The following is a 23,424-nucleotide window of genomic DNA, read 5'->3' as shown; positions in this document are numbered from 1 at the left end:
CCAATGCGGTGTTTCACGTGGAACACTCCCATAGACCGCGGCGGCGCGGGGTGGAACACGGCTCGAAGCTTGGTTCGCGTGGGGGTGTGTGCCTGGGAAATTGAAGCGTCGTCGAGGACCGCGGGAAAGCCTTCGGCGGCCTGCCCCGATCCCGATCGGCGGCCCAAGCTTGACGGAAGCCCCCGGATTGTGGCGCATGGCCTCGCCGCACACATAGCCATGCCACAACTCACCCTCCTCACCCCACTCGGCGACCTGACCGTCTCGGAAGAGAACGGTGCGATCGTCGCGCTCGATTGGGGACGGGGGCGCGACCAGGACCGGACAGACTTGCTGGCCACAGCTGCGGGACAACTGCAGGACTACTTCGATGGCGCGCGCGACGCCTTCGACGTGCCACTCGCGCCGCGGGGCACAGCCTTCCAGCAACGCATCTGGGCGGCGCTGCGCCAGATCCCCGGTGGCGAGACGCGCTCCTACGGCGATCTTGCTCGCGCCCTCGGCAGCGCCGCCCGCGCCATCGGCCAGGCCAATGGCAGGAACCCCATCCCCATCCTGATCCCCTGCCATCGCGTCGTGGGCGCCGGCGGAACGCTGGGGGGCTATTCGGGTGGTGACGGAACGGCCACCAAGCGGTGGCTACTCGACCATGAACGACGCGCCTTCGGGCGGCCTACAGCCAAGACTCTGCCAGAACTGCCGCTCGGCTTGTCCCGGGCAGGCCAGCGAGGGACCACACTCTGATGAACCATGCCATTCGCGTCCACGAGTATGGCGGCCCCGAGGCTCTGGTCTGGGAGGAAGTCCCGGTTCCTGCCCCGAAGGCCGGCGAGGCGCTGGTGCGGCACAAAGCCATCGGCCTGAACTACATCGACGTCTACTTCCGCACGGGCCTCTACAAGGCGCCGTCGCTGCCGGCCACGATCGGTATGGAAGGCGCCGGCGTGGTCGAAGCGGTGGGAGAAGGCGTGACGAATGTCGCGCCCGGCGACCGCGTCGCCTACGCCACGGCCCCGATCGGCGCCTACAGCGAGGCCCGCACCATCAAGGCCGACCGACTGGTGAAGATCCCCGCCGGCGTCACGGATGAGCAGGCCGGCGCGATGATGCTGCAGGGCATGACCGCCTGCTTCCTGCTCACGCGCACCTACAAGGTCCAGGCCGGGCAGACGATCCTGGTGCATGCTGCGGCCGGCGGCGTGGGGCTGATCATGGTGCAATGGGCGAAGCATCTCGGTGCGACGGTCATCGGCAGCGTCAGTACCGAGGAGAAGGCGAAGCTCGCCAAGGCGCACGGAGCCGATCACGTCGTCATCGGCACCGATGCCCTGCCGGCCCGCGTGAAGGAGATCACCGGTGGTGCGATGCTGCCCGTCGTCTTCGACAGTGTCGGCCGCGACACCTTCCTGACCTCGCTCGACTGCCTGATGCCCTTCGGGATGATGGTGTCCTACGGCAACGCATCGGGCCCGGTGTCGGTGCCGGATATCGGTGTGCTGGCCGCCAAGGGCTCGCTCTACCTCACACGCCCCACGCTCGCGACCTACACTGCGAAGCGCGAGGACCTCGAATATTGCGCCAATGCCCTGTTCGACGTCGTTGCCAAGGGCGCCGTCAAGATCAACGTGAACCAGCGCTTCGCTCTCCGGAACGCGGGCGACGCCCATCGTGAACTCGAGGCGCGCAGGACCACGGGCAGCACGATCCTCCTGCCCTGAGGAAAGCGGCCGCCGGCCGGCCCAAGTCTCAACCCGGCAGGAAGTAGCGGTAGCGATAGCGCTCGGTCAGGCCGAGCCCCGCATTCAGCGCAAGCGATGCGGCGTTCGTGCAGGCGACCTGGGCATAGGCGAAGCGAGCACCCTGCGCGCGCGCCCAGGCGCCGGCAGCCGACATCACGCGGCTGCCCAGGCCCCGGCGCCGGAACTCGGGCCGGACGGCCAGGTCGAAGAGCCCGGCAAGCGCGCCATCGGCCGTGACGAAGGCACAGGCGGCCGGGTTGCGGTCCACACGCAGCAGGATCCAGGCGGCCGGCACGCCGAGCAGTTCTGGCATGCGCGCCTTTTCCGCCTGGCGCGCCGGTACCTGGTGCTCACCGCTCGCCATGACCAGGGTCCAATCCGGGTCCGGCGCAGCCAGCGCCGTGCAGTCGGCATCGTCCCGGAAATGCTCCCCGAGCGGCCCCAGGATCACCTGGCTCTCGTCATGCGCGCGGTAGCCGCGCGCCTCCAGCAAAGGCACAAGTCCCGGCGGATCGAGCGGCGTGGAACGGAAGCGCGGCCGGAACCCGGCGCGACGATAGAACGCCTCGATGCGCGGGATGCGCGCCGGAAGTGCCGGATCCGATGTGGGGTCGAGCGGGCAGGCGGCATTCGCGCGGCCGGTGCCCCCGGCGAAGCTCCGCACGACAAAGCCGCCCTCGAACAGGATGCGCGGCGCGGGCACCGCCGAGAGCGTCGCCCGCTCAATCTCCACTACCGTCGGCAGGTCGTCCGTCATGCCTCATTCGCCAGCCTTGCCATCGCGTCGCGATAGGTCGCCTCGAACAGCGCGTCCAGGGCCGGATTGACGCCCTTCAGGCCCACCGCGACCCGGCCGGCCCAGCCGACATACTCCACCCGGCGGGCATGCTCCCAATTGGCCGGTGGGCTGGCGGAAATCGCGCGCAGGTTCGAGATCTTGTCGGCCAGCTTCAGCATCTTGGCCGCATCGCTCTTCTTCGGCGCCTGCCGCACCTGCAGGGCCTTGCGTGTCTCCTTCGGCAGCGACTTGTCGTCCGTGGCCTCGCCCACGATGCCGGCCACCACCTCCCCGAACTCCGCCACCAGCCGCGCAGGGGTGACCGGCTCCGGGTCCTCGTCGCTGTCCTCGACGGTATCGTGCAGCAGCCCGGCCAGCACCGCCTCTTCCGGGGCGCCGTGTTCCGCCAGGATCTGCGCCACTTCCAGCACGTGATTGACGTATGGCTCGGCCGAGGCGCCCTTGCGCTTGTGGGTGGCATGCACGCGGGCTGCGAAGACGGCTGCGCGCAGCAGCCTCGCCTCGGGGGTGGGTGGGGACATCGGCGGCCAGGACTCCTCTCTCGACATTCTGCAAGCTGCGGCGTGTTGCTGCACAGGGGCCAGCCCCGAGATCCGGCCAAGGAAGGGCGTGGCTCACACCGCGCCGCGGCCGCCATCCACATGCAGGGTCGTTCCGGTCATCCAGGCGCTCTCTTCGCAGGCCAGGAAGATCGCCGCGCCCACCATGTCCTGCGGCAGCCCGATTCGCCCCAGCGGGATCATCGCTGCCACGCGGGCCTGGTGCGCCGCATCGCCCATGATGTGCCGGTTGAGGTCCGTGACCACCGCGCTTGGCGCGATCAGGTTGCAGGTGATGCCGAGCGGGCCGAGCTCCAGCGCCATGCTGCGGAACAGCTGCATGATCCCGCCCTTGGACGCTGCGTAGTGCGACTGCAGCGGCATGCCCTTCTGCTGGTTGATCGAGGAGATCGCGATCAGCCGGCCGCCCTGCCCCGCCGCCGCCATCACCCGTGCCGCCTCCTGTGCGCAGGCGAAGGTGCCAAGCAGGTTCACGCCGACGACGTGCTGCACCTCCGCATCGGTCAGCGCGAGGAAGGGCGTACGGGTGATCGTCCCGGCGGCCGATAGCAGGATGTCGAGCCCGCCGAGCCAATCGGCCGCATCGCGCACCATGCGGCGTGTCTCGGCGGTGTCGGAGAAATCGGCAGCGAAGGCGCGGGCGCGACGTCCGGTAGCGGCGATCTCGCGCGCCACCGCGTCGGCCTGCTCCGGCTCGGCGCGATGATGCAGCGCGATATCCGCGCCTTCCCGTGCGAAGCCGAGTGCGATGGCACGCCCCATCCCATCGGTCCCCGTGCCCGTCACCAAAGCGCGCTTGCCTGTGAGCCGTCCCATCCTGCCCTGTCCCTCCACGCTGGGGCAGGATCGGCCCAAATGGGGGAACGGCCAATGCGCCGGCCGGCCGATGCCGGGCGCTGTCAGAGGTGGTTGGGGCGGGGGCCGGGCGTTGTGATGCGGCTGGGGCCGGCCGCGCACCGCAACGTCATCCTTGAGTCAGGGCGATGAGGATCGCCTCGCGCTCCTGCGCCAAGGCGCCGCTGGCGACAGGCTTGCCGGCGCACCGATACCAATAGGCCGCGTTTGCGGCATCGCCTTCTATCCGGTGCAGATGGGCATGCACCCAGTCGCAATCGGCATCGCCTTCATGCGCCTGGACGACCACGTGCGCGCTGTCCCACTCGTCCCGCGCCGCGTGCCACAGCGCAGCCAGCGCCGGCGACAGATCCGCGGGCGCTGCCGAATGCGCGAGCGAGGCGCGAAACGCATCTGGCGTCATCATCCGGCCTCCCGCCTGACGGTAACCCGGTCAGCTGTGCTCATCGCCGCAGACCGCGCCTTGGGGGACACCATGCGAGGAACACCCTCAGGTGTTCATGGCGTCAAAGAAGTCCTGGTTGGTCTTCGAATACTTCAGCTTGTCCAGCAGGAACTCCATCGCGTCCTGCGTCCCCATCGGGTTCAGGATGCGGCGCAGCACCCACATCTTGGACAGCGTCGCGCGATCCACCAGCAGCTCCTCCTTGCGGGTGCCGGACTTGGTGATGTCGATCGCGGGGAAGGTGCGCTTGTCCGACAGCTTGCGGTCCAGGATGATCTCGCTGTTGCCGGTGCCCTTGAACTCCTCGAAGATCACCTCGTCCATGCGGCTGCCGGTGTCGATCAGCGCGGTGGCGATGATGGTCAGCGAACCGCCTTCCTCGATGTTGCGCGCCGCGCCGAAGAAGCGCTTCGGGCGCTGCAGGGCGTTGGCGTCCACGCCGCCCGTCAGCACCTTGCCGGAGGACGGCACGACCGAGTTGTAGGCGCGGCCCAGGCGCGTGATGGAATCCAGCAGGATCACCACGTCGCGCTTGTGCTCGACCAGGCGCTTGGCCTTCTCCAGCACCATCTCCGTCACCTGCACGTGGCGCGTCGCCGGCTCGTCGAAGGTGGAGGCGACCACCTCGCCGCGCACGGTGCGCGCCATGTCCGTGACTTCCTCCGGCCGCTCGTCGATCAGCAGCACGATCAGGAAGACTTCCGGGTGGTTCGCGCTGATCGACTTCGCGATGTTCTGCATCATCACCGTCTTGCCGGTGCGCGGCGGCGCGACGATCAGGGCGCGCTGCCCCATGCCGATCGGCGAGATCAGGTCGATGACGCGGTGGGTGTTGTCCTTGGCCGGCCCCTTGGCGACGGATTCGACCTCGGGGTTCTCCATCTTCAGCCGCCGCGTCGGATACAGCGCCGTCAGGTTGTCAAAGTTGATGCGATGGCGAAGGGCTTCCGGCGGCTCGAAATTGACGTTGTCCACCTTGAGCAGGGCGAAGTAGCGCTCGCCATCCTTTGGCGCCCGGATCTGGCCTTCCACCGTGTCGCCGGTGCGCAGGCCGAAGCGGCGCACCTGGGCGGGGGAGACGTAGATGTCGTCGGGACCGGGAAGGTAGTTGGCCTGCGGGCTGCGCAGGAAGCCGAAGCCGTCGGAGAGGATCTCCAGCGTGCCGTCGCCGTAGATCGCCTGCTCGTTGTCCGCCAGCGTCTTGAGGATGGCGAACATCATGTCCTGCTTGCGGAGCGAGGAGGCGTTCTCGACGCCCACATCCTCGGCGAAGGCGAGGAGTTCGCTCGGCGACTTGGCCTTGAGTTCGGAAAGGTGCATGGGCCGTTTGCGTCCGTGCTGCGCGCCTTGGACCGCGCGCGATAGAGAGAAGCGAGGGAACCCCAGGGCGGCTGGTCCGGACGGGCCGCGTGCGGCTGGTCGTCGGGTCCTTGCCGTGCCGCTCGCCCGGTTCTCGGGCTTCGAAGGCGGCGACCAGGAGGTATGAGGGAGGGACCGGCAGCACCGGGCTGGACCAGGGAAACCCGATCAGGCAGCCCAAATCACGGCCGATTGCCGTTCGGCAAGGTCAATCTAGGGATCAAGCGCAGCCACGTCAACCGGATAGCAGGGCCGGCCGGCGCCCCGTCGGAGGCGCGATCCCGCGTCCGGCGGCGTCGAGCGCCAGCACGCCCGCCTCCAGCACGAAGACGCGGTCATGGTGCCGGTCGAGTCCCGGCCGATGGCCGATGGACAGCACCGCCGCCTCCGGCAGGTCCGCCGCCAGCAGCGCAAACATCGCGGCCTCGTTCGCCTCGTCGAGCGCCGAGGTCGCCTCGTCCATGAAGATCCAGCGCGGGCGGTGCAGGATCAGCCGCGCGAAGGCGACGCGCTGCTGTTCCCCCAGCGAGAGCACCCGGTCCCAGCGCCCGGCCTCCCCCAGCCGCGGCACGAGATGCGGCAGCCGGCAGCGCAGCAGCGCGCGGCGCAGCGTGGCGGGGTCGAAGCCGTCGGGTGCGTCCGGATAGGCGAGTGCGGCGGCCAGCGTGCCGAGCGGCAGGTAGGGCCGCTGCGGCAGGAACATCGTCGCGTCGCGGCAGGGCACGCGGAACTCGCCCTCCGCCCAGGGCCAGAGACCCGCGATGGCACGGAACAGGGTGGACTTTCCGCTGCCGCTCTCGCCGCGGATCAGCAGGCGCTCGCCGGGCTGCAGCGTGAGCGCCCCGGTGCGCAGCAAGGGCCGCCCGCAAGGCGCGGCCAGCGCCACGTCGCGCAGCGCCAGCGCCGGTGCGCGATCCTCCCGCCGCATGGCGCCGGGAACCGGCGCCGGGGCCGCGAGCGCCTGTTCCAGCTCCACCACCCGCCCCACATGGCAGCGCCAATCCGCCAGGCGCGGCCACGTCTCGGTCAGCCAGGTCAGCGCGCGCGTCACCTCCTGGAAGGCCTGCGCGCCCTGCATCAGCACGCCGAGGCTGATGGCGCCTGCCAGGTATTGCGGCGCGCCGAGCAGCAGCGGCACCACCGCGGCGATCGGCATGTAGCAGCAGCCCAGCCACATCAGGTCGCGCTCGGCGCGGAACAGCCGCAGCATCGCCCCTTCCAGCATGGCATAGGCGCCGGCCAGGCCGCGGCGCTCGTCGGCCTCGCCACGGATCAGGGCGATCGATTCGCTGTTCTCGCGCAGCCGGACCAGGGCGAAGCGATGGTTCGCCTCGGCCGCGTTGCGGTCCATGTGGATCGCCGGCAGCCGCCGCCCGAGCCACCAGGTCACGGCCGCGCAGCCCAGCGCATACAGCAGCGCCGCCCAGAGCAGCCCGCCCGGGATGTGCAGCCTTTCGCCGCCGACCGGCAGGAAGAAATCCGCCGAGAGGTGCCAGAGCATCCCGGCGAAGGAGACCAGCAGCACCACCGCGTAGATCAGCCCGAGCGCCAGATCCACGGCCATGGCGGTGGCCCAGCGGGTGTTCTCGCCGATGCGCTGGTCCGGGTTGTCGGTCCCCGCGGCCTCCATGGCGAGCCGGTGATGCCGTCCCTCCTCCAGCATCGCGCCCTGCAGCCGCAGCACCAGCCAGCGCCGCCAGCGGAAGCCGATGGCCTGCCGCGTCCACAGCCGCCCGACGCTGGTCAGCATCATCGCCGTCATCAGCCCGGCGAAGGCCAGGGCCTGCGGGCCGAAGGCGCCGGCCTGCCGCTGCTCCAGCGCATCGAAGGTGGTGCGATGCCAGAGCGCGATGCCCCAATCCACCGCAAGCTGCAGCAGGATCAGCGCCAGCGCGGCGCCCACCAGCCATGCAACGGTCCAGGGTTCCGCCCGCGCCCAGCCGCGGGCGAGTCGCCATGCATCGCGGACGGCGCCGCGCGGTTCGGCGGATGGGTCGCTTGCCACGGCCATGCAGGCGCCGGCCTCCCCTCGCCGACGCCATCAGCGGTATACAAACTACAGACCGCACGCAATCGTGAGGATGGGGGAAGGCCGCGGCCAATGGCGTAACGTCCGGCCGCTGCGGCGCGGATGCCACAATCCCGCCATCTTTGGGCGGCCCTCCGCGGTCAGAACGGCTTCGCGATCACCATCACCACGATCAGGATCAGCGCCAGCGTCGGCACCTCGTTCAGGATGCGCCAGGCGCGTTCGGTCCGCGGCCGCTCGTCGCGCTCGAACTGCTTGCGCGCCCGCGCCAAGTCCATGTGGCACCAGGTCAGCACGGCGATGCCGAGCAGCTTCGCGTGCCACCAGCCCGCGCTCCAGTCGATCACGCCGGGCGTCAGCACCACGAGGATGCCGAACAGGAAGGAGGCGATCATGGACGGGTTCATGATCGCCTTCAGCAGCCGCCGCTCCATCACCTTGAACAACTCGGACCGCGGGTCCCGCGGCGGCACCTGCATATGGTACACGTAGAGCCGCGGCAGGTAGAACAGCCCCGCCATCCAGGCGAAGACCGAGATGACGTGCAGCGACTTGGTCCAGGGATAGAGCGGCGCCAGCCAATCCATCGTCACGCGCGATCCCTTATTGCCGTGCCAGCCCGAGGTCGCGCAGCACCGTCCGGTTCAACTCGCTTTCCGCCGCAAAGCGCTCGCGGAAAGCGGCGCCGTCCAGGCGCTGCGGCCCCGCATTCAGCCGCGTGGCGGCGGTCCGAAAGCTCTCGCTGCCGGCGGCGGTGAGGCAGGCCCGCTCCAGCACGGCGGCGGCCGCATCCGGCAGGTCCTTCGGCGCCATCAGCCCGCCCGCGCTGCTGCCGACCAGCGGCTGCCCGAGTTCCGTCAGCGTCGGCGCATCGGGCAGGCCGGGCAGGCGCTGCGTCCCCATCACGCCCAGCACCGGCAGGCCGGTGGAGGCGGGGATGGACGCGCTCTCGATGAAGACCTGGATCTGGCCGCCGAGCGCCGCCTGCGCCATCGGCCCGGCGCCGGTGAAAGGCACGTGCAGCCCCTCGATGCCGAGCCGCGACAGCAGCGCCGCCATCAGGATGTGCTGCGTGCTGCCCTGGCCGGGCGAGCCGAAGATCAGCGCCTCCTTCCCGCTGCGGCCGTGCCGCACCATCCCGGCGAAGTCGGCAAAGGGCATGTTGCGCGCGCCCACCAGCACCTGCGGGTTGTCGTACACCATGCAGAGGAAGCGGAAGCTGTCGAGCGAGTAGGCCAGCGACTGCAGATGCGGCTGCGCCGTGATCGGGTTGTTCGGCGAGAACAGCAGCGTGTAGCCATCCGGGCGTGCGCGCGCGACTTCCGCCGCGCCGATCGTGCCCGCTGCGCCGCCGCGGTTGACGATCACCACCGTCTGGCCCAGCGCGCGGCTGAGCTCCGGCTGCAGTGCGCGCGCCATCAGGTCCGTGTTCCCGCCCGGCGGGTAGCCAACGACGATGCTGATGGTGCGCGACGGATACTCCTGCGCCGTCGCGCCGCCGCTGAGCGCGAGCAGCGCTGCCACAATGAACCCGATGATCCGCATGGCCCTTGGCCCTCCCCGCCGGGGAGGGTATCAGCCCGCGGCGACGGGCGTCAGCCCGAGCAGGAAGGGAAGCGCGCTCATCGCGAAGAAGGGCTCCGCGCCCACCGCCCGCAGCGCCGGCGCGGAGGCCTCATGCGCGAAGCCCAGCACGCGGGAGCCGGCCGCGACGCCGGCGCGCGCACCGGCGACGCTGTCCTCCACCACCACGCAATCCTGCGGATCGGCGCCACAGGACGCAGCGGCGGCGCGATACATGTCGGGTGCCGGCTTCGGCCGCGCCACGTCGTTCACGCTGAAGGTGCGCCCGCGGAACATCTCCGTCAGGCCGAGCCGCCGCAGCTTCGTCGCCAGCTCCGCGCGGGAGGAGTTGCTGGCGACGGCCACGGGGATGCCTGCCGCGGTGATCGCCTCCAGCGCGGCCAGCACGCCATGCACGGGCTCGGCCTCCTCCTCCAGCGCGCGCACCACGCGGGCGATGAGCTGCGGCAGGAAGTCGGCGGGCACGGAGCCGGGCCCGAGACGCTCCTCGACCTGCGGCGCAATCGCCTCCCAGGCCAGGCCACGGAAGCGGCGCGCGCCTTCCTCCGGCGAAATGTCCCAGCCGAGGCGGCTCACCTCCTCCGCCATGATGCGGTCGTGCAGCGCCTCGGTGTCGGCCAGGACGCCGTCGCAATCGAACAGCACGGCCGCCGGGCGGCGCGGCATGGCGGCAGCGCTCACGCGGTCACCTGGGCGCGGCGGGCGGCCGAGACCTTCTCATGCGGGCAGTCGCGATGCTGCTTCGGGCATTGCCGGGCCCCGGCGAAGGAGCAGAGGCTGCGGCCACAGCCGCGCGCATGCCGCACCAGGCCGGCGAGCGCGGCGATGAAGCCGGCATCGGCGTTCTGCGCGGGGGTGCGGAAATAGCCGGGGACGCCGAATTTCTCGGCTTCCTCCCGGTATTCCACGTCGAGCTCCACCAGCGTCTCCGAATGTTCGGAGGTGAAGGCGATGGGCACCACCAGCACCGCCACCTTGTCGTGCCCGGCGCGCTCCAGCTCCTCCTCCGTCGAGGGGCCGATCCATTTCTGCGGCGTCACGCGCGACTGGTAGCAGACCACGTGGTCCAGCTCCGCGATGCCCAGCCGCTCCACCACCTGCGCGACGGATTGCTCGACCTGCCACTGATAGGGGTCGCCGGCGGTGACGATGCTCTCCGGCAGGCCATGCGCGCTGAAAAGCACGCGCAGCGGGATCGCGGGGTCGAGCGCCGCCCGCGCCGCGTGCCAGGAGTCGCGCACCAGCCGCGCGGTGGCTTCGGCGAAGGCCGGGTCGGAGTGGAAGCAGCAGAGTGTGGTGGTCGGCACGCTGAGCCCGATGCGTGCCGCCGCCTTGTCCCAGGCCAGCACAGAGCTGCCGGTGGTGGTGGTGGAATACTGCGGATAGAGCGGCAGCAGCAGGATCTCGTCCGGCTTCCACGCCTTCACCGCCGCGGCGCATGCGTCGCTCATCGGGTGCCAGTAGCGCATCGCGATGAAGGTCTTGGCCTCCACCTCGCCTTCGGCGTTCAGCACGGATTCCAGGGCCGTCGCCTGTTCCTGGGTCAGTTCCAGCAGGGGGGAGCGGCCACCGAGGATGGCGTAGTTCTCGCTGGCCGGCCTGGTCCGCCGCCAGGCGATGATCCGGCCGAGCCAGGGGCGCACCCAGCCGGGGACCCGCAGGATGGCCGGGTCGGTGAAGAGGTTGACCAGGAAGGGCCGGATGCTCTCCGGCGCATCCGGCCCGCCAAGGTTGAACAGCACGACAGCCAGCCGAGGCCGCTTGGCGGAGGTGACCAGCTGGGGCTGCGGCTCGGTGGGGAGGTCCATGACGGGGCGGGACATGACATGCCCGCCGCCGGGGTCAAGTGTTGCGTGGGCCGGAGCGCAGGATATCGCGGAATATCTGCTGCGCGGGGTCAGACTGCCGCGCTGCGCGCCTGGCCCGCCAGCGCCGGCAGCCGGGCCTGCAGCCGCGCCAGCTCCTCGGCCAGCGGCCGATACACCTCCCGCCGCCCGTGCTTCGGCTGCAACTCGAACAGGCCGTTGGCGCAGTAGCGGTCCTCGTCCCAGCCGATATGGGAGATGACGGGATAGAGGCAGAGGCCCTGAAGCCGCACCCCGTCCTCGATCGCCGCGAAGGCCTCCTCCGCCACGTAGCGAAGCCAGGCGGGCCGCGGCCAGCCCTCGATGCTGGTCTCCGCGATGAAGAGGTCGCGGCCGGCATAGCGATCCGCGGCGTCCTTGATCAGTTCGCGGAAGGGGCGGAAGCGCGCGGCGTCGAAGGTGCTGAGCGGCTCGCCATGGTGCAGCCACTGGTTGTTCCAGTAGTAGTTGATGCCGACGAGATCCAGGATCTCCTCGGCGCCGCCGAGCGAGGGCTCCTCCCGCCCTGCCAGCATGTCCCAGGCCTGCCATTGCGCGGCGTTGTGCAGCCGGACCTCCTCGGCCTCCTCCGGGGTGCGCGGGACGATGTTGATGACCGGGTCGATGGCGGCGCAGCGCGTGCCCGGCACCGCCTGGCGCACCGCGTGGGTGCCGGCGATGGCGGCGCGCACCAGGTTGCGCTTGAGATCCATGCCGCGGCCGCGCGCATGCGGGCTGCAGCGTTCCATGTCGCCGCCGGCGAAGGCGAGGAAGGAGATCTCGTTGACCGGGCAGACCAGCGGCGCCCGCCCCGTCTCCTCCCGGTGCAGCGTCGCAAAGGCCGCGGCATAGCGGGCGAAGCGGGTCACGAAGGCCGGGCTGAACACATCCAGGTCGTCGGGCCAGCCATAGTGGCAGAGGTCCCAGATCACCTGCGTGCCGGCACGCTCCGCCGCGCGCAGCATCGGCAGCACCGAGGACCAGTCGTACTGGCCCGGCGCGGTCTCCACCAGGTGCCAGCGCACGCCGTCCCGGACGGTGCGGATGCCGTGCTCGGCGCACTGGCTGTAATCCTCGAAGGCCAGCATGTCGTGATGCGTGGCGGCGATCATGTCGAGCCGACGGCGGGACATGTTGCGGTGGGTGGAACATTCGAAGCCGGCCATGAAGAAGGACCGGAAGAGCGGGGCATGCGCGTTCACGCGGAACTCCATACGGCCAGGAGGTAACGCATCGGGGGTGGAAGGCTCCCCGCCTGCCGATCACGCGCGCGTGAGCGGCTCATCCCTTCTATCGTCGATTGTATGCAATCGAGGCAAGAGAGGATCGCAGGGGCGACCACCTCGCATGCGCCGCCCCGACAATTCCTGACGTCAGCGCAACTCGCGGTTGCTTGTCCGTCGGCCGTCTCCATGAAAAAGGCGAGATAACAGGCCGCAACGGGAGGACGCTGACTCATGGCTGCAACGACGCCGGTTTCCGGTCAGACCAGCCTGGTCCTGTCGCCCGAGGACGGCACCTCCCGCTTCGGCGCGGAATACCAGCCCCGCATCGCCGGCCTGCCGGATGGCGGCTTCGTCGCCCTCTGGAACGACTTCCTGCCGCAGACCGCCGCCGCGGCGCCGGCCGGCTACCCCTATGCGATCGACGCCGATGGCGGCGTGACCATGATGATCCGCGTCTTCGGCGCGGATGGCGTGGCGCGCGGGCCGGCGCGGCCGGTCAGCGCCGACCTCGTCGGCAATTTCGACGGCGCGGGCCTGGTCACGCTCGGCAACGGCCTGGTCGCGGCCGCCTGGGGCGTGACGGACGTGCCCGGCGGCGCCTCGCGCATCGGCGCGTTGGTCCTCGACCCCGCCACCGGCCAGACGGTGGGCGCCGAGCTGGGCGTCGCGACCGGCGCGCTGTTCAGCGAAGGCGTCACCTTCCACCAGATCGTCGCGCTGTCGGGCGGCCGGGCGGGCGTGATCTATGTGGACGGCGGCGGCAGCCCCGACCGGCTGCGCCTGCAGGTCCTGGAGGCGGACGGGAGCGCGGGCGCCACCACGACCCTGCTCACCGCCGGTTCCACCTGGGTGGCGGGCCTTGGCGTGCGCGATACGGCGACGGCGCTGGCGGGCCCGAACGCGGACATCATCGCGGTCGCTGCCAGCACCTTCAGCGGCTTCAGCCAGACCCCGAAGGTGCTGTTCCGCAACCTCGATGGCAGCGAGGCGCTACCCGAATTCCTGCTGGACAACCCCAGCGGCTTCCAGCCCGTGCTCGCCCCGCGCGCCGAGGGCGGGCTGCTGGTGGCGCATGCGCTGAGCATCGCGCCCGGCAATTCGGTGCTGCGCGTCTATCGCCTGGACGAGACCGGTGCGCAGGAAGGCACGCCGACCGACGTCACCTTCCCGCACAATGATTTCGGCACCCAGGAAGTCGTGGAACTGCCGGACGGCGACATCCTGCTGGCGACCTCGGGCTTCGGCACCTCCGGCTTCGATCCGAACATCTACGGCCAGCGCATCAATCCCGACGGCACGCTGGACGGCGGCATCATCCGCATGGACTTCACCACCCAGGGCCAGCAGACGCGGCCGGAGATGGCGGTGACCGGCGACGGCAGCCTGGTCGCCGCCTTCGAGGACACCTTCAACGGCTTCGACTACCGCATCCTCGCCGCCCGCTTCCAGGTGCAGGAGCCGCCGGCGCTGCTGCTGTTCGGCACTGCGCGCGCCAACACCCTGGAAGGCGGCGAAGGCGCCGACACGATCCTCGGCCGCGCCGGCGACGACGTGCTCAGCGGCGGCGGCGGCAACGACAACCTCAGGGGCCAGGGCGGCAACGACCGCCTGCTCGGCGAGGCCGGCAACGACACGCTGATCGAGGATGAGGGCGCCGACACGCTGGATGGCGGCGAGGGCGGCGACCTGCTCTTCGCCGGCGGCGGCGACGACCTGCTGCTGGGCGGTGCCGGGACGGACACGATGCTCGGCGGCGACGGCGCCGACAGCCTGCTGGCCGGCGCTGATGCCGACCTGCTGCGCGCTGGCGCGGACGACGACCTGCTGCAGGGCGAGGACGGCCAGGATTCGCTGCTCGGCGAGGCCGGCGCCGACACGCTGGACGGTGGCGCGGGCAACGACGTGCTGCGCGGCGGCAGCGAAGGCGACCTGCTCCGCGGCGGGGACGGCGCCGACCTCGTGCTGGGCGAGGACGGCGAAGACACGCTGGACGGTGGGCTCGGCGCCGATACGCTGCGCGGCGGGGCGGAGAACGACATCTTCGTCTTCGGCCCCGGCGACAGCGCGCCCGATGCACCCGACCTGATCCTGGATTTCGTGCGCGGCGCAGACCGCATCGACCTGACCGCCTTCGGCGGGCTGGACTTCATCGGAACCGCGGCCTTCACCGGCGGCGACGGCGTCGCCGAACTCCGCATCGAACGCGACCTGACGCTGCGCAAGCTGCGCGTCGAGGTGGACGGCGCCGATGCGGATGCGGAGGCGGATTTCGTGCTGCTGCTGAACGGCCTCGCGCTGCCGTCGGAGTCCGCCTTCCTGGCTTGATATGGGGCGGCGCGTGCTCAGCGGCCCTTCACCGTCGCCAGGATCGCCGCACCCAGCGCCAGGAACGCCAGCACCGTCGCCATCCCCAGGCGCTGGCTGTCGGTGATCGCCGTCACCGCCGCCAGCGCGGCGGGGCCGAAGAAGCCGGTGACGCGGCCCGAGAGCGCGAACAGGCCGAACCAGGCCGAAGTCTCGCCCTCCGGCGCAATGCGGGCCATGAAGGCGCGGCTGGCGGCCTGGGCCGGGCCGAAGAACAGCCCGAGCGCCAGCGCCATCGCCCAGAACCAGGTCTCGTCCGGCGCCAGCAGCAGCCCCGTGCCCAGCACGATGATCGCCATCAGCGCAATCAGCACCATGCGCCGCGAGCCGACGCGGTCCTCGATCAGCGCGAAGCCGGCGGCGCCCGCGCCGGCCGCGACATTCATCGCGATGCCGAACAGCAGTATCTGCTCGAAGCCCATGCCGAAGACGCCGGCGGCATAGATCGCGCCGAAGGCGAACAGCGTGTTCAGCCCATCCGTGTAGAACAGCCGCGCCACGAGGAAGCGCAGCAGGTCGCGCTGCTGCGGCAGGCTGCGCAGCACGGCCAGGATGTCCGCCATTCCCTCCGCCGCCGCATCGCGCCAGCGCGGCCGGCGACCCGGCGGATCGGCCAGCACCACCAGCGCCGGCCAGGCGAACACCACGAGCCAGGCCGCGACCAGCAGAGCCGTCGCGCGCACATGCTCCGCCTGCCCGCGATCCAGCCCGAACAGCGCCGGATCGGGCTGCACCAGCAGCAGCAGGCAGGCGCCCAGGCAGGCGAGGCCGCCGGCATAGCCGAGGCCCCAGGCCAGGCCGGAGACGCGGCCGATCCGCTCCTTCGGCGCGACCTGCGGCAGCATGGAATTGTAGAACACCGTCGCCACCTCGAAGCCGATCGTCGCGATGCCGACGCAGGTGAGCGCATAGAGCGCCCAGGCCGGATCGGGCTTCGCGAACCAGATCATCGCGGTGGCGATGGCGGTGATGCCGGTGAAGGTGGCGAGCATGGCGCGCCGCCGCCCGCCCGCATCGGCGATGGCGCCGAGCACCGGCGAGAGCAGCGCGATGCAGAGCCCCGCGATCGCCTGCATCCAGCCCCATTGGGCCTGGCCCGTGGCCGGATCGGCAGCGATGCCCTGGGCGAAATAGGCGGCGATGACGAAGGTGGAGACCACCGTCGGGAAGGCGCTGTTGGCCCAGTCATAGAAGGCCCAGGCCAAAGCCTTGCGGGTCATCGCGGGTGATTGTCCTGCTTCTCCCTCCCCCGCGCTTGCGGGGGAGGGTCGGGGTGGGGGAGAGCCCGAATCATGCTGCGCATCTCCGGCGAAGCGGTCTCCCCCACCCAGCCAGCCCCTGCAAGGGCGGGGTGGGGTCTATCCGAGCCCCCGCAAGGCCCGCGCCGCGACGCCGATCGCGACCAGGTCGCCCGCGGCCGCGGCTTCACGGGCGAGGCTCGCCGCTTCCGCCGCCGCCGCGCCATCCGGCGTCATCCCCGCCAGGCTCGCCCGCGCCAGGCTCGCCTGCAGCCCGCCGAGATCGTCCAGCGCCTCGGCCTTCGCACGCGCGGCGAAGGGGCCGGTGGCGCGCGCGCTTTCCGCCGCGGCGCGCAGCGCGTCCAGCGCGAAGGCCTCGCCCACGGCGGCCCAGGATTCCGCAGCGCGATCCGGCGCGACGCCCGCCTGCTGCGCCAGCCGCACCACCGCCGGCGCGGCGGCCAGCCGCGGCGCCACGGCGAGAATCGCGGCGCGCAGCGGGACCCCGGCCTCCGTCAGCACGCCGGCTTCCGGCCAGGGCGATGCCTCCGCCGCGGCGACCAGCGTCGCGACGCCCGGCGCCAGCGCGTCGCGCGCCGCATCGAGCGGTCCCTCGCCGCCGAGCATCTCGCGCGCGGCCGCTTCCTGCAGCCGCCGCAGGCCGAGCAGCACCGCCAGCCGCGTCACCGCCGGCGCCTCGGCCGCATCGGCCTCGGCCGCCGCCGCATCCAGCCCGAACAGCGCATCCGCCAGCCAGGCCGCGCGCGCCACCGTCACGCCGTCGCCGGAGGCGCCGAGCAGGCGCGACAGCCCCGCCACGCCGAGCCGGTTCGCCACCATGTTCGCCAGCAGCATCGCCACCAGCTCCCGCCGCAGGCGGTGGCGCGGGATATACGCACCGAAGCGCTCGCGCAGCGGCGTCGGAAAATACGCGACGAGCATCGGCGCCAGCGCGGGATCGTCCGGCAGCGTGCTGCCCTCGATCGCCTCGGTCAGCCACAGCTTGGCGAAGGGCAGCAGCGCGGCGATCTCCGGCCGCGTCAGGCCCTCATTCGCCGCGGCACGCATGCGCAGCGCGGCGGCATCGGGCAGCCCCGCCACGGCGCGGTCCAGCACGCCCTCCGTCTCCAGCCGCTGCATCAGCGCGCCATGCGCGGCGAGGTCCTCCGCGGCGCGCATCGCCTCCAGGCTGACGGCGATGGATTGCGCGGTGTTGTCGGCCAGCACCAGCGCGGCGACCTCGTCCGTCATCTCCGCCAGCAGCTCGTCGCGCTGGCGGCGCGTCAGCGTGCCGTCGCGCTCCGCCTCGGCCAGCAGGATCTTGATGTTCACCTCGTGGTCGGAGGTGGAGACGCCGGCGGAGTTGTCGAGCGCATCGGTGTTGATCCGCACGCCGTGCCGCGCCGCCTCGATGCGGCCGGCCTGGGTGACGCCGAGATTGGCGCCCTCCCCCAGCACGCGCGCGCGCAGCGCGGCGCCGTCCACGCGGATCGCATCGTTGGCGCGGTCGCCGGCCTCGGCCTGCGTCTCCGTGCTCGCCTTCACATAGGTGCCGATGCCGCCGAAATAGAGCAGGTCCACCGGCAGCGTCAGGATCGCGCGCATGATCGCCGCGGGCTCGGCCCGCTCGGTCTCGATGCCGAGCAGCGCGCGCGCCTGCTCGGACAGCGGCAGCGACTTCGCGTTGCGCGGCAGCACCGCGCCACCGGCCGAAAGCAGCCGCGCGTCGTAGTCGGCCCAGGAGGAGCGCGGCAACCTGAACAGCCGCTCGCGCTCGGCATAGGAGATCGCCGGGTCGGGATCGGGGTCGAGGAAGATGTGCCGGTGGTCGAAGGCGGCGAGCAGCTTCGTCTCGCGCGAGACCAGCAGGCCGTTGCCGAACACGTCGCCGGACATGTCGCCGACGCCCGCGCAGGTGAAGGGCGCATCCTGCACGGAGCGGCCGAAGATTTCCTGGAAGTGGCGGTCCACCATCACCCAGGCGCCGCGCGCGGTGATGGCCATGCCCTTGTGGTCGTAGCCCGCCGATCCGCCGGAGGCGAAGGCATCGCCCAGCCAGAAATCGTATTCGGCCGAGAGGTCGTTCGCGATGTCGGAGAAGGTCGCCGTGCCCTTGTCCGCCGCGGCGACGATATAGGGATCGTCGCCGTCGCGGCGGACGACGTTCTCGCGTGGCACCGTGCCGGCGGCGGTGATGTTGTCGGTCACGTCGAGCATGCCGCGCACCAGCGTGCGATAGGCCGCGACGCCTTCCGCCATGAAGGCCTCGCGGTCCGAGGCGGGGGGCGGGTGCTTCAGGATGAAGCCGCCCTTCGCCCCGGTCGGCACGATCACCACGTTCTTCAGCCGCTGCGCCTTCATCAGCCCAAGGATCTCCGTGCGGAAATCCTCGCGACGGTCGGACCAGCGGATGCCGCCGCGCGCGACCGCGCCGGCGCGCAGATGCGTGCCCTCCATGCGCGGCGAATGGACGAAGATCTCGCGCCAGGGCCGCGGCAGCGGCATGTCGCCGGCGCGCGCGGAATCCAGCTTGAAGGACAGGTACTCCTTCGCCTGATACCAGTTGGTGCGCAGCATCGCGTCCAGCACGGTGCGCAGGCGCGACAGGATGCGGTCCTCGTCGGGATTGGCCACGCCGTCGAGCAGCGTGCGCCATGCCGCGTCCAGCTTCGTCTCGTCGCGGTCGGCCATCTGCGGGTCGAAGCGGCGATGGAACAGGTCCACCAGGATGCGCGCGGCATCGGGGTTGGCGGCGAGCGCCGCTTCCACGCTTTCCTGCGCGAAGGGGAAGCCGACCTGCTTCAGCCAGCGATACATCGCGCGCAGCAGCCAGCAATCCTTCCAGGACAGGTCGGCGCGCAGCACCAGGCGGTTGAAGCCATCGGCCTCCACCCAGCCGCGCAGCAGCGCGTGCAGCGCACCGGTCACCAGCGGCAGGCGGTCCTCCGGGCAATCGGCGCGCGCCTCCAGCCGATAGACATGCAGCACCACCTCCGGCCCGCCGGCCGGCTCCAGCCGATACGGCACCTCCTCGACGGCGCGGAGGTCCAGGCTCTCGAACAGCGGCAGCGCATCGGCCAGCGGCAGCGGCCCGCCGGGATTCGCCAGGCGCAGCGTCAGCGTGCGCGCATCGGCGCCCGGCGCGCGGTGCAGCGCCGCCTGCGGCCGCCTGCTCGCCGCGGCTTCCTGCGCCAGGTGGATGTCGGCGATGCCCTGGGACGCGGTCTCCGCCTGGCGGTAGCCGTTCGGGAAGGCCTCGCGCCAGCGGGCGAGAAGCTCCGCCGCCTCGGCCTCGCCGCGCTCCTGCGTCAGCGCCTCCTCCAGCCGGTCGCGGAAGCCGCGCGCGGCCTGCACCAGCGCCGCTTCCAGCGCGGCCTCGTCCACTGCCGGCAGCGCGCCGGGCGTGGTGCCGATCACGTAGTGCACGCGCGCCAGAGGCGCGTCGCCCAGCAGCGTGTAGAAGGCCGAGAGCCGGCCGCTGAAGGCGCGCGCGATCAGCCCGCCGATGCGCTCGCGCATCGCCGTGTCGAAGGTGTCGCGGGGCAGCCAGGCGATGGCGGAGACGAAGCGCTCGAAGGGATCGCGCCGCAGCACCAGCGCGGCCCGCGGCCGGATCGAGAGATCCAGCGCCACGCGGCAGCCGCGCAGGATCTCCGCCTCCGGCGCCTGGAACAGCTCGTCGCGCGGCCAGGTGTCGAGGATGTTGCGCAGCGCGCGCCCGTCATGCGTCTCCGGCTCCACGCCGGCGCGCGCCAGGATGCGCAGCACCTTCTCCCGCAGCATCGGGATGGAGCGCGGGTTGCGGTTGTAGGCGGCGGCGGCGAAGAGGCCGAGGAACAGCCGCCCGCCCACCGGCTCGCCCGCGGCGTTGCGGATGCGCGTGATCACCACGTCGGCATGCTGCGGGCGATGCACGGTGGAGCGCATGTTGGCCTTGGCCACGGTGATCGCGCCCATCCGCAGCAGGTTGTCGCGCACCGCCTGCGGCAGGCGCGGCAGGTCGCGCAGCGCGTCGAAGACCGGCAGGCGCGCATCGCGCAGCAGGCCGAGATTCTCCGCCTCCACCACGGTCGCGGTGCCGTCCTCGTGCAGTTCCAGGCGGCGATGGCCGAGCAGGACGAAATTGTCCTCCGCCATCCAGCGCAGGAACTCGGCGCTCTCCTCGTCGCCAACCTCGGCTTCGGCCGCGGCGAGTCGGGCGCGCATCGCGCCGAAATCCGTCACCGCCAGGCGCACATCGGCCATCGCCCGTGCCAGCGCGGCTTCCAGCGTGGCGAGGTCGGCGGCCGGCGGCTGGTCGCCCGCGCCGAGCGTCACCGCGGCGCCGGGGGCGAGCGCGATGCGCATCATGCTCTCGCGCGTCATGCCGGCGGCCGCGCCGCCATCGGCGATGTCGAGCAGCCGCCCGTCGGCGTCGCGGCGCACTGGAACGATCGGGTGCAGCAACTGCCGCACGGTGCGGCCGCGCAGCGCCAGCGCGGCCAGCACGCTGTCCACCAGGAAGGGCATGTCGTCCACGACAAGTTCCACCACCGGCAGCGCGCCGCGGCCGGGCCCGGCCGGCAGCACGCGCAGCTTCGCCTCCCGCGGGCGGCGCTGCCCGGCGAAGGCGAACAGGCTGGCGGCGCCCTCGGCCAGGGCTTCCGGCGGCGTGGCGGCAAGCTCGGCGGTGGGCACCGCGGCATAGAGCCGCTGCAGCAGGGCGGTGGCGGCGGGTGGCAGCGCGGGCGCGGCGCGATGCAGCGCGGCCTCCGCCGCTTCCAGCACGCCCGGGCGCACGCCATCCCCGCCCTGGCCGGCGGGCGGGGTTCCCATCGTCGGTGCGTCGGTCATCGTGGCGCCTCCTCGTTCCGTCCAGGGTGCCGGCAGGACCACCCCATCCGCAAGCGCGGCCCCGTGTCACGGCACTGCGCGGAATGGTAGGAAGGGGGCATGATCGCCGACCTCGCCGCCCTCCTCGCCCCGATGACGCCGGAGCGCTTCTTCGCCGAATACTACGACCGGCAGCCCCTGCATGTGCGCGGCACGCCCGGGAAATTCGCCCAGGTCCTGTCCTGGCGGCAGATCAACCGGCTGCTCGACATGACGCATATCTGGACCGGCACCTCGCTGAAGATGGTGCTGGACAGCCAGACCATCCCGCCGGAGCAGTTCTGCACCCGCGCGCTCGGCCGCGACGGCGCGCAGGTGCTGCAGCCGGATGCGAAGCTGGTGCAGGCCTGGATCGCCAAGGGTGCCTCGGTCGTGATGAACGACGTGGACAGCCTGACGCCGGGCCTGGCTTCCGTCTCCCATGCGCTGGAAGAGGCGGGGCTCGGGAAGAGCCAGGCCAATGTCTACATCTCCTGGCAGAGCCACAAGGCGTTCAAGACCCATTACGACACGCACGACGTCTGGGCCGTGCAGGTCGAGGGTGAGAAGGACTGGAACATCTGGGAAGGCCGCGCCGAGTGGCCGATCCCGCATCCGGTCTTCAAGGGCCTGCCGCAGGCGCATCACGACCAGGCGCGCGGCACGCTGCGCGGCGTGGTGACGCTGAAGCCGGGCGACCTGCTGTATCTGCCGCGCGGCTGGTACCACGACGCGCTGGCCGAGGCGCCGTCCAGCGTCCACATCGCCTATGGCGTGCACGCGCCGCTCGGGATGGACCTGCTGAACATCCTGCTGGAGCGTGCCCTGCATGATCCCGAATTCCGCAGGCCGCTTCCGCGCCAGGATGGAACTTCGCCCGCGAAATTCGCGCTGACGCAACGCGCGGGCCTGCTCGGCCAGCGCATCGCGGAATTCGCGAAGGAGCCGAAGGTGATGGAAGCGTTGGCGCAATTCGTCGCCCAGTACCACTTCACGCGCGGCGGCTACGACATCCTGGCCGCGCGCGGCATCGGCGGCGGGGAGCAGCCGGCCGAGGCCGCCGACGGCGCGCCGAGCTTCCGCGTGGTGGCGGCCGGCGCGAAGCCGGTGCGGCGCGGCGCGGAATGGGTGGTGAAGACCGCCGCCGGCGCGCTGCCGCTCACCGGGCCGGAGGCCGAGGCCGCCGGCTGGCTGCTCGCGCGCAACGACGTGACGGCGCCGGAACTCGCGAAGGCGCATCCGGCGGTGGAGGCCGACGCGCTGCTGGGCAAGCTGGCCGGCGCCGGCCTGCTGGCGCCGGCCGCGTGAGGCGCATCCTCGCCCTTGCGCTGCTCTGGCCCGGCCTGGCGCTGGGGCAGCCGCGCGAATTCTCCTGCGTCGGCGCGGAGGCGCTGGAGGACGATGTCTTCGCCGTCCCCTTCCAGCAGGGCTCCGACCGGCTGCGCGACGTCGCGCGCAGCGGGATCGAGGCCGCCGCCGCGCTCGCCAAGGCGGAGCCGCACCGCAACATCTGCGTGCTGGGCCATGCCGACCGCAGGCTGGGGGCGGAAAGCTCCACCCAGCTTGCCGCGCGACGCGCGCGCGCCGTGTCGCAGGCGCTGTCGGAGCGCGGCGTGGAACGCGACCGCATCCGCGCCGAGGCGCGCGTGACCGCCTTCAGTGGCCGCGTGCAGGAACCCGGCGCGCGCGCCGTGACCATCGTGGTTATGCCCGCGGCGCCGCGCGAGGCGCAGCGCTGAGGGCGGCACCGCCCGGCATCTTCATCGGGCCGCCATGATTCGTTGTCAGTCTGCGCAGCCGGGGCCGCCACGGCCCCGCGGAGGAAGCCATGGCGGAGTCGGACGAAGAAGGCGCGCAGGGTCATGCGCCGCTGCGCCGGCGGCTGTTCGTGCTGCGGCTGGTCGCGCTGGGCGGCGCCGGCAGCGCGACTGCCGGCTGCGTCGCGCCGGTGCCACCGGGCGCCTTCGTGCCCCCTTCGCCGGGCTATCCGCCGCGCGGCGCCGGCTATGCCGGCATCAACGACAACGACCCGAGCGATCCGCCGGGTGGCGGCCGCGGCGGCTATGGCGCGCCGGCCACCCGCACCGGCCTCAGCGACAACGATCCGAGCGACCCGCCGGGCGGCGGCCGCGGCGGCGCGCGGGCGCCGGCCTATCGCACTGGGCTCAGCGACAACGATCCGAGCGACCCGCCGGGCGGCGGCCGCGGCGGCGCGCGGGCGCCGGCCTATCGCACTGGGCTCAGCGACAACGATCCGAATGATCCGCCGGGCGGAGGCCGCGGCGGCGCGCGGGCGCCGGCCTACCGCACCGGGCTCAGCGACAACGACCCGAACGACCCGCCGGGCGGCGGTCGCGGCGGCGTGCGCGGGCCGGTCTATCGGACCGGCGTGAGCGACAACGATCCCAGCGACCCGCCGGGCGGCGGGCGCGGCGGCGTGCGCGGGCCGGTCTATCGTACCGGGCTCAGCGACAACGACCCGAGTGACCCGCCGGGCCGCGGCCGGCGCGGCTGGTGAGGCCTCGGCCGGC

General features: G+C 71.8%; 19 protein-coding genes. 6 read left to right on the top strand and 13 right to left on the bottom strand.

Going from position 1 to position 23,424, the window contains the following annotated elements:
- The first annotated feature begins 219 nt into the window (after window positions 1-219).
- Window positions 220-744 (top strand): methylated-DNA--[protein]-cysteine S-methyltransferase, encoded by a 525-nt coding sequence (locus E4T13_RS14215; protein ID WP_137178974.1) that lies wholly within the window; start codon window positions 220-222, stop codon window positions 742-744.
- Window positions 744-1,718, top strand: a complete 975-nt coding sequence (locus E4T13_RS14210; protein ID WP_170985000.1) for a quinone oxidoreductase — start codon at window positions 744-746, stop codon at window positions 1,716-1,718. The genes E4T13_RS14215 and E4T13_RS14210 overlap by 1 nt, the downstream gene beginning before the upstream one ends.
- Before the next feature lie 28 nt (window positions 1,719-1,746).
- Here the strand turns inward: E4T13_RS14210 and E4T13_RS14205 are convergent, their stop codons facing one another.
- The 11 genes from E4T13_RS14205 to E4T13_RS14155 form a co-directional block, all read right to left on the bottom strand.
- Window positions 1,747-2,496, bottom strand: coding sequence for a GNAT family N-acetyltransferase (locus E4T13_RS14205; RefSeq protein ID WP_137178972.1), 750 nt, complete (start codon window positions 2,494-2,496; stop codon window positions 1,747-1,749).
- Window positions 2,493-3,059, bottom strand: coding sequence for an HD domain-containing protein (locus E4T13_RS14200; protein WP_137178971.1), 567 nt, complete (start codon window positions 3,057-3,059; stop codon window positions 2,493-2,495). Before E4T13_RS14200 ends, E4T13_RS14205 begins: the two co-directional genes overlap by 4 nt.
- Before the next feature lie 93 nt (window positions 3,060-3,152).
- Window positions 3,153-3,914, bottom strand: coding sequence for an SDR family NAD(P)-dependent oxidoreductase (locus tag E4T13_RS14195; RefSeq protein WP_137178970.1), 762 nt, complete (start codon window positions 3,912-3,914; stop codon window positions 3,153-3,155).
- Between the two features lie 148 nt (window positions 3,915-4,062).
- Window positions 4,063-4,356 (bottom strand): hypothetical protein, encoded by a 294-nt coding sequence (locus E4T13_RS14190; protein ID WP_137178969.1) that lies wholly within the window; start codon window positions 4,354-4,356, stop codon window positions 4,063-4,065.
- Window positions 4,357-4,443: 87 nt separating this feature from the next.
- Entirely contained in the window at window positions 4,444-5,718 is a 1,275-nt protein-coding gene (gene rho, locus E4T13_RS14185; protein ID WP_137178968.1) for a transcription termination factor Rho, read from the bottom strand.
- 274 nt (window positions 5,719-5,992) lie between these two features.
- Window positions 5,993-7,768 (bottom strand): ABC transporter ATP-binding protein/permease, encoded by a 1,776-nt coding sequence (locus E4T13_RS14180; RefSeq protein ID WP_137178967.1) that lies wholly within the window; start codon window positions 7,766-7,768, stop codon window positions 5,993-5,995.
- 158 nt (window positions 7,769-7,926) lie between these two features.
- Window positions 7,927-8,373 (bottom strand): protoporphyrinogen oxidase HemJ, encoded by a 447-nt coding sequence (gene hemJ, locus E4T13_RS14175; RefSeq protein WP_170985088.1) that lies wholly within the window; start codon window positions 8,371-8,373, stop codon window positions 7,927-7,929.
- Between the two features lie 16 nt (window positions 8,374-8,389).
- Window positions 8,390-9,331 carry a tripartite tricarboxylate transporter substrate binding protein gene (locus E4T13_RS14170; RefSeq protein WP_137178965.1) on the bottom strand — a complete coding sequence of 314 codons (942 nt, stop codon included), beginning with the start codon at window positions 9,329-9,331 and terminating at the stop codon, window positions 8,390-8,392.
- Between the two features lie 30 nt (window positions 9,332-9,361).
- A complete protein-coding gene (locus E4T13_RS14165; protein ID WP_240791138.1) occupies window positions 9,362-10,051 on the bottom strand; it encodes an HAD family phosphatase in 690 nt (229 codons plus the stop codon).
- Window positions 10,048-11,193 carry a ferrochelatase gene (hemH, locus tag E4T13_RS14160; protein WP_306768493.1) on the bottom strand — a complete coding sequence of 382 codons (1,146 nt, stop codon included), beginning with the start codon at window positions 11,191-11,193 and terminating at the stop codon, window positions 10,048-10,050. Before hemH ends, E4T13_RS14165 begins: the two co-directional genes overlap by 4 nt.
- Before the next feature lie 74 nt (window positions 11,194-11,267).
- Window positions 11,268-12,416 carry a beta-glucosidase gene (locus E4T13_RS14155; RefSeq protein ID WP_240791137.1) on the bottom strand — a complete coding sequence of 383 codons (1,149 nt, stop codon included), beginning with the start codon at window positions 12,414-12,416 and terminating at the stop codon, window positions 11,268-11,270.
- Window positions 12,417-12,671: 255 nt separating this feature from the next.
- Between E4T13_RS14155 and E4T13_RS14150 the strand changes: the two genes are divergently transcribed.
- Window positions 12,672-14,765, top strand: coding sequence for a calcium-binding protein (locus tag E4T13_RS14150; RefSeq protein ID WP_137178964.1), 2,094 nt, complete (start codon window positions 12,672-12,674; stop codon window positions 14,763-14,765).
- A gap of 17 nt (window positions 14,766-14,782) precedes the next feature.
- On the opposite strand, the gene E4T13_RS14145 is transcribed toward E4T13_RS14150, so the two are convergent.
- Entirely contained in the window at window positions 14,783-16,024 is a 1,242-nt protein-coding gene (locus tag E4T13_RS14145; RefSeq protein WP_137178963.1) for an MFS transporter, read from the bottom strand.
- A 138-nt stretch (window positions 16,025-16,162) separates the two neighbouring features.
- The gene (locus E4T13_RS14140) at window positions 16,163-20,875 is read right to left on the bottom strand and encodes an NAD-glutamate dehydrogenase (RefSeq protein ID WP_240791136.1); all 4,713 of its coding nucleotides are present in this window, start codon (window positions 20,873-20,875) and stop codon (window positions 16,163-16,165) included.
- 99 nt (window positions 20,876-20,974) lie between these two features.
- On the opposite strand from E4T13_RS14140, the gene E4T13_RS14135 reads away from it, so the two are divergent.
- The 3 genes from E4T13_RS14135 (at window position 20,975) to E4T13_RS14125 (ending at window position 23,411) form a co-directional block, all read left to right on the top strand.
- Entirely contained in the window at window positions 20,975-22,201 is a 1,227-nt protein-coding gene (locus E4T13_RS14135; RefSeq protein ID WP_137178962.1) for a JmjC domain-containing protein, read from the top strand.
- The gene (locus tag E4T13_RS14130; RefSeq protein ID WP_170984999.1) at window positions 22,198-22,632 is read left to right on the top strand and encodes an OmpA family protein; all 435 of its coding nucleotides are present in this window, start codon (window positions 22,198-22,200) and stop codon (window positions 22,630-22,632) included. The genes E4T13_RS14135 and E4T13_RS14130 overlap by 4 nt, the downstream gene beginning before the upstream one ends.
- An 89-nt stretch (window positions 22,633-22,721) precedes the next feature.
- Entirely contained in the window at window positions 22,722-23,411 is a 690-nt protein-coding gene (locus tag E4T13_RS14125) for a hypothetical protein (protein ID WP_137178960.1), read from the top strand.
- Window positions 23,412-23,424: the final 13 nt, after the last annotated feature.

This window comes from Roseomonas sp. AR75, assembly GCF_005222815.1.
Taxonomy (GTDB): Bacteria; Pseudomonadota; Alphaproteobacteria; order Acetobacterales; family Acetobacteraceae; genus Falsiroseomonas.
Note: the sequence above shows the minus strand (reverse complement) of the source record. Positions and strands in the feature narration are given on the sequence as shown.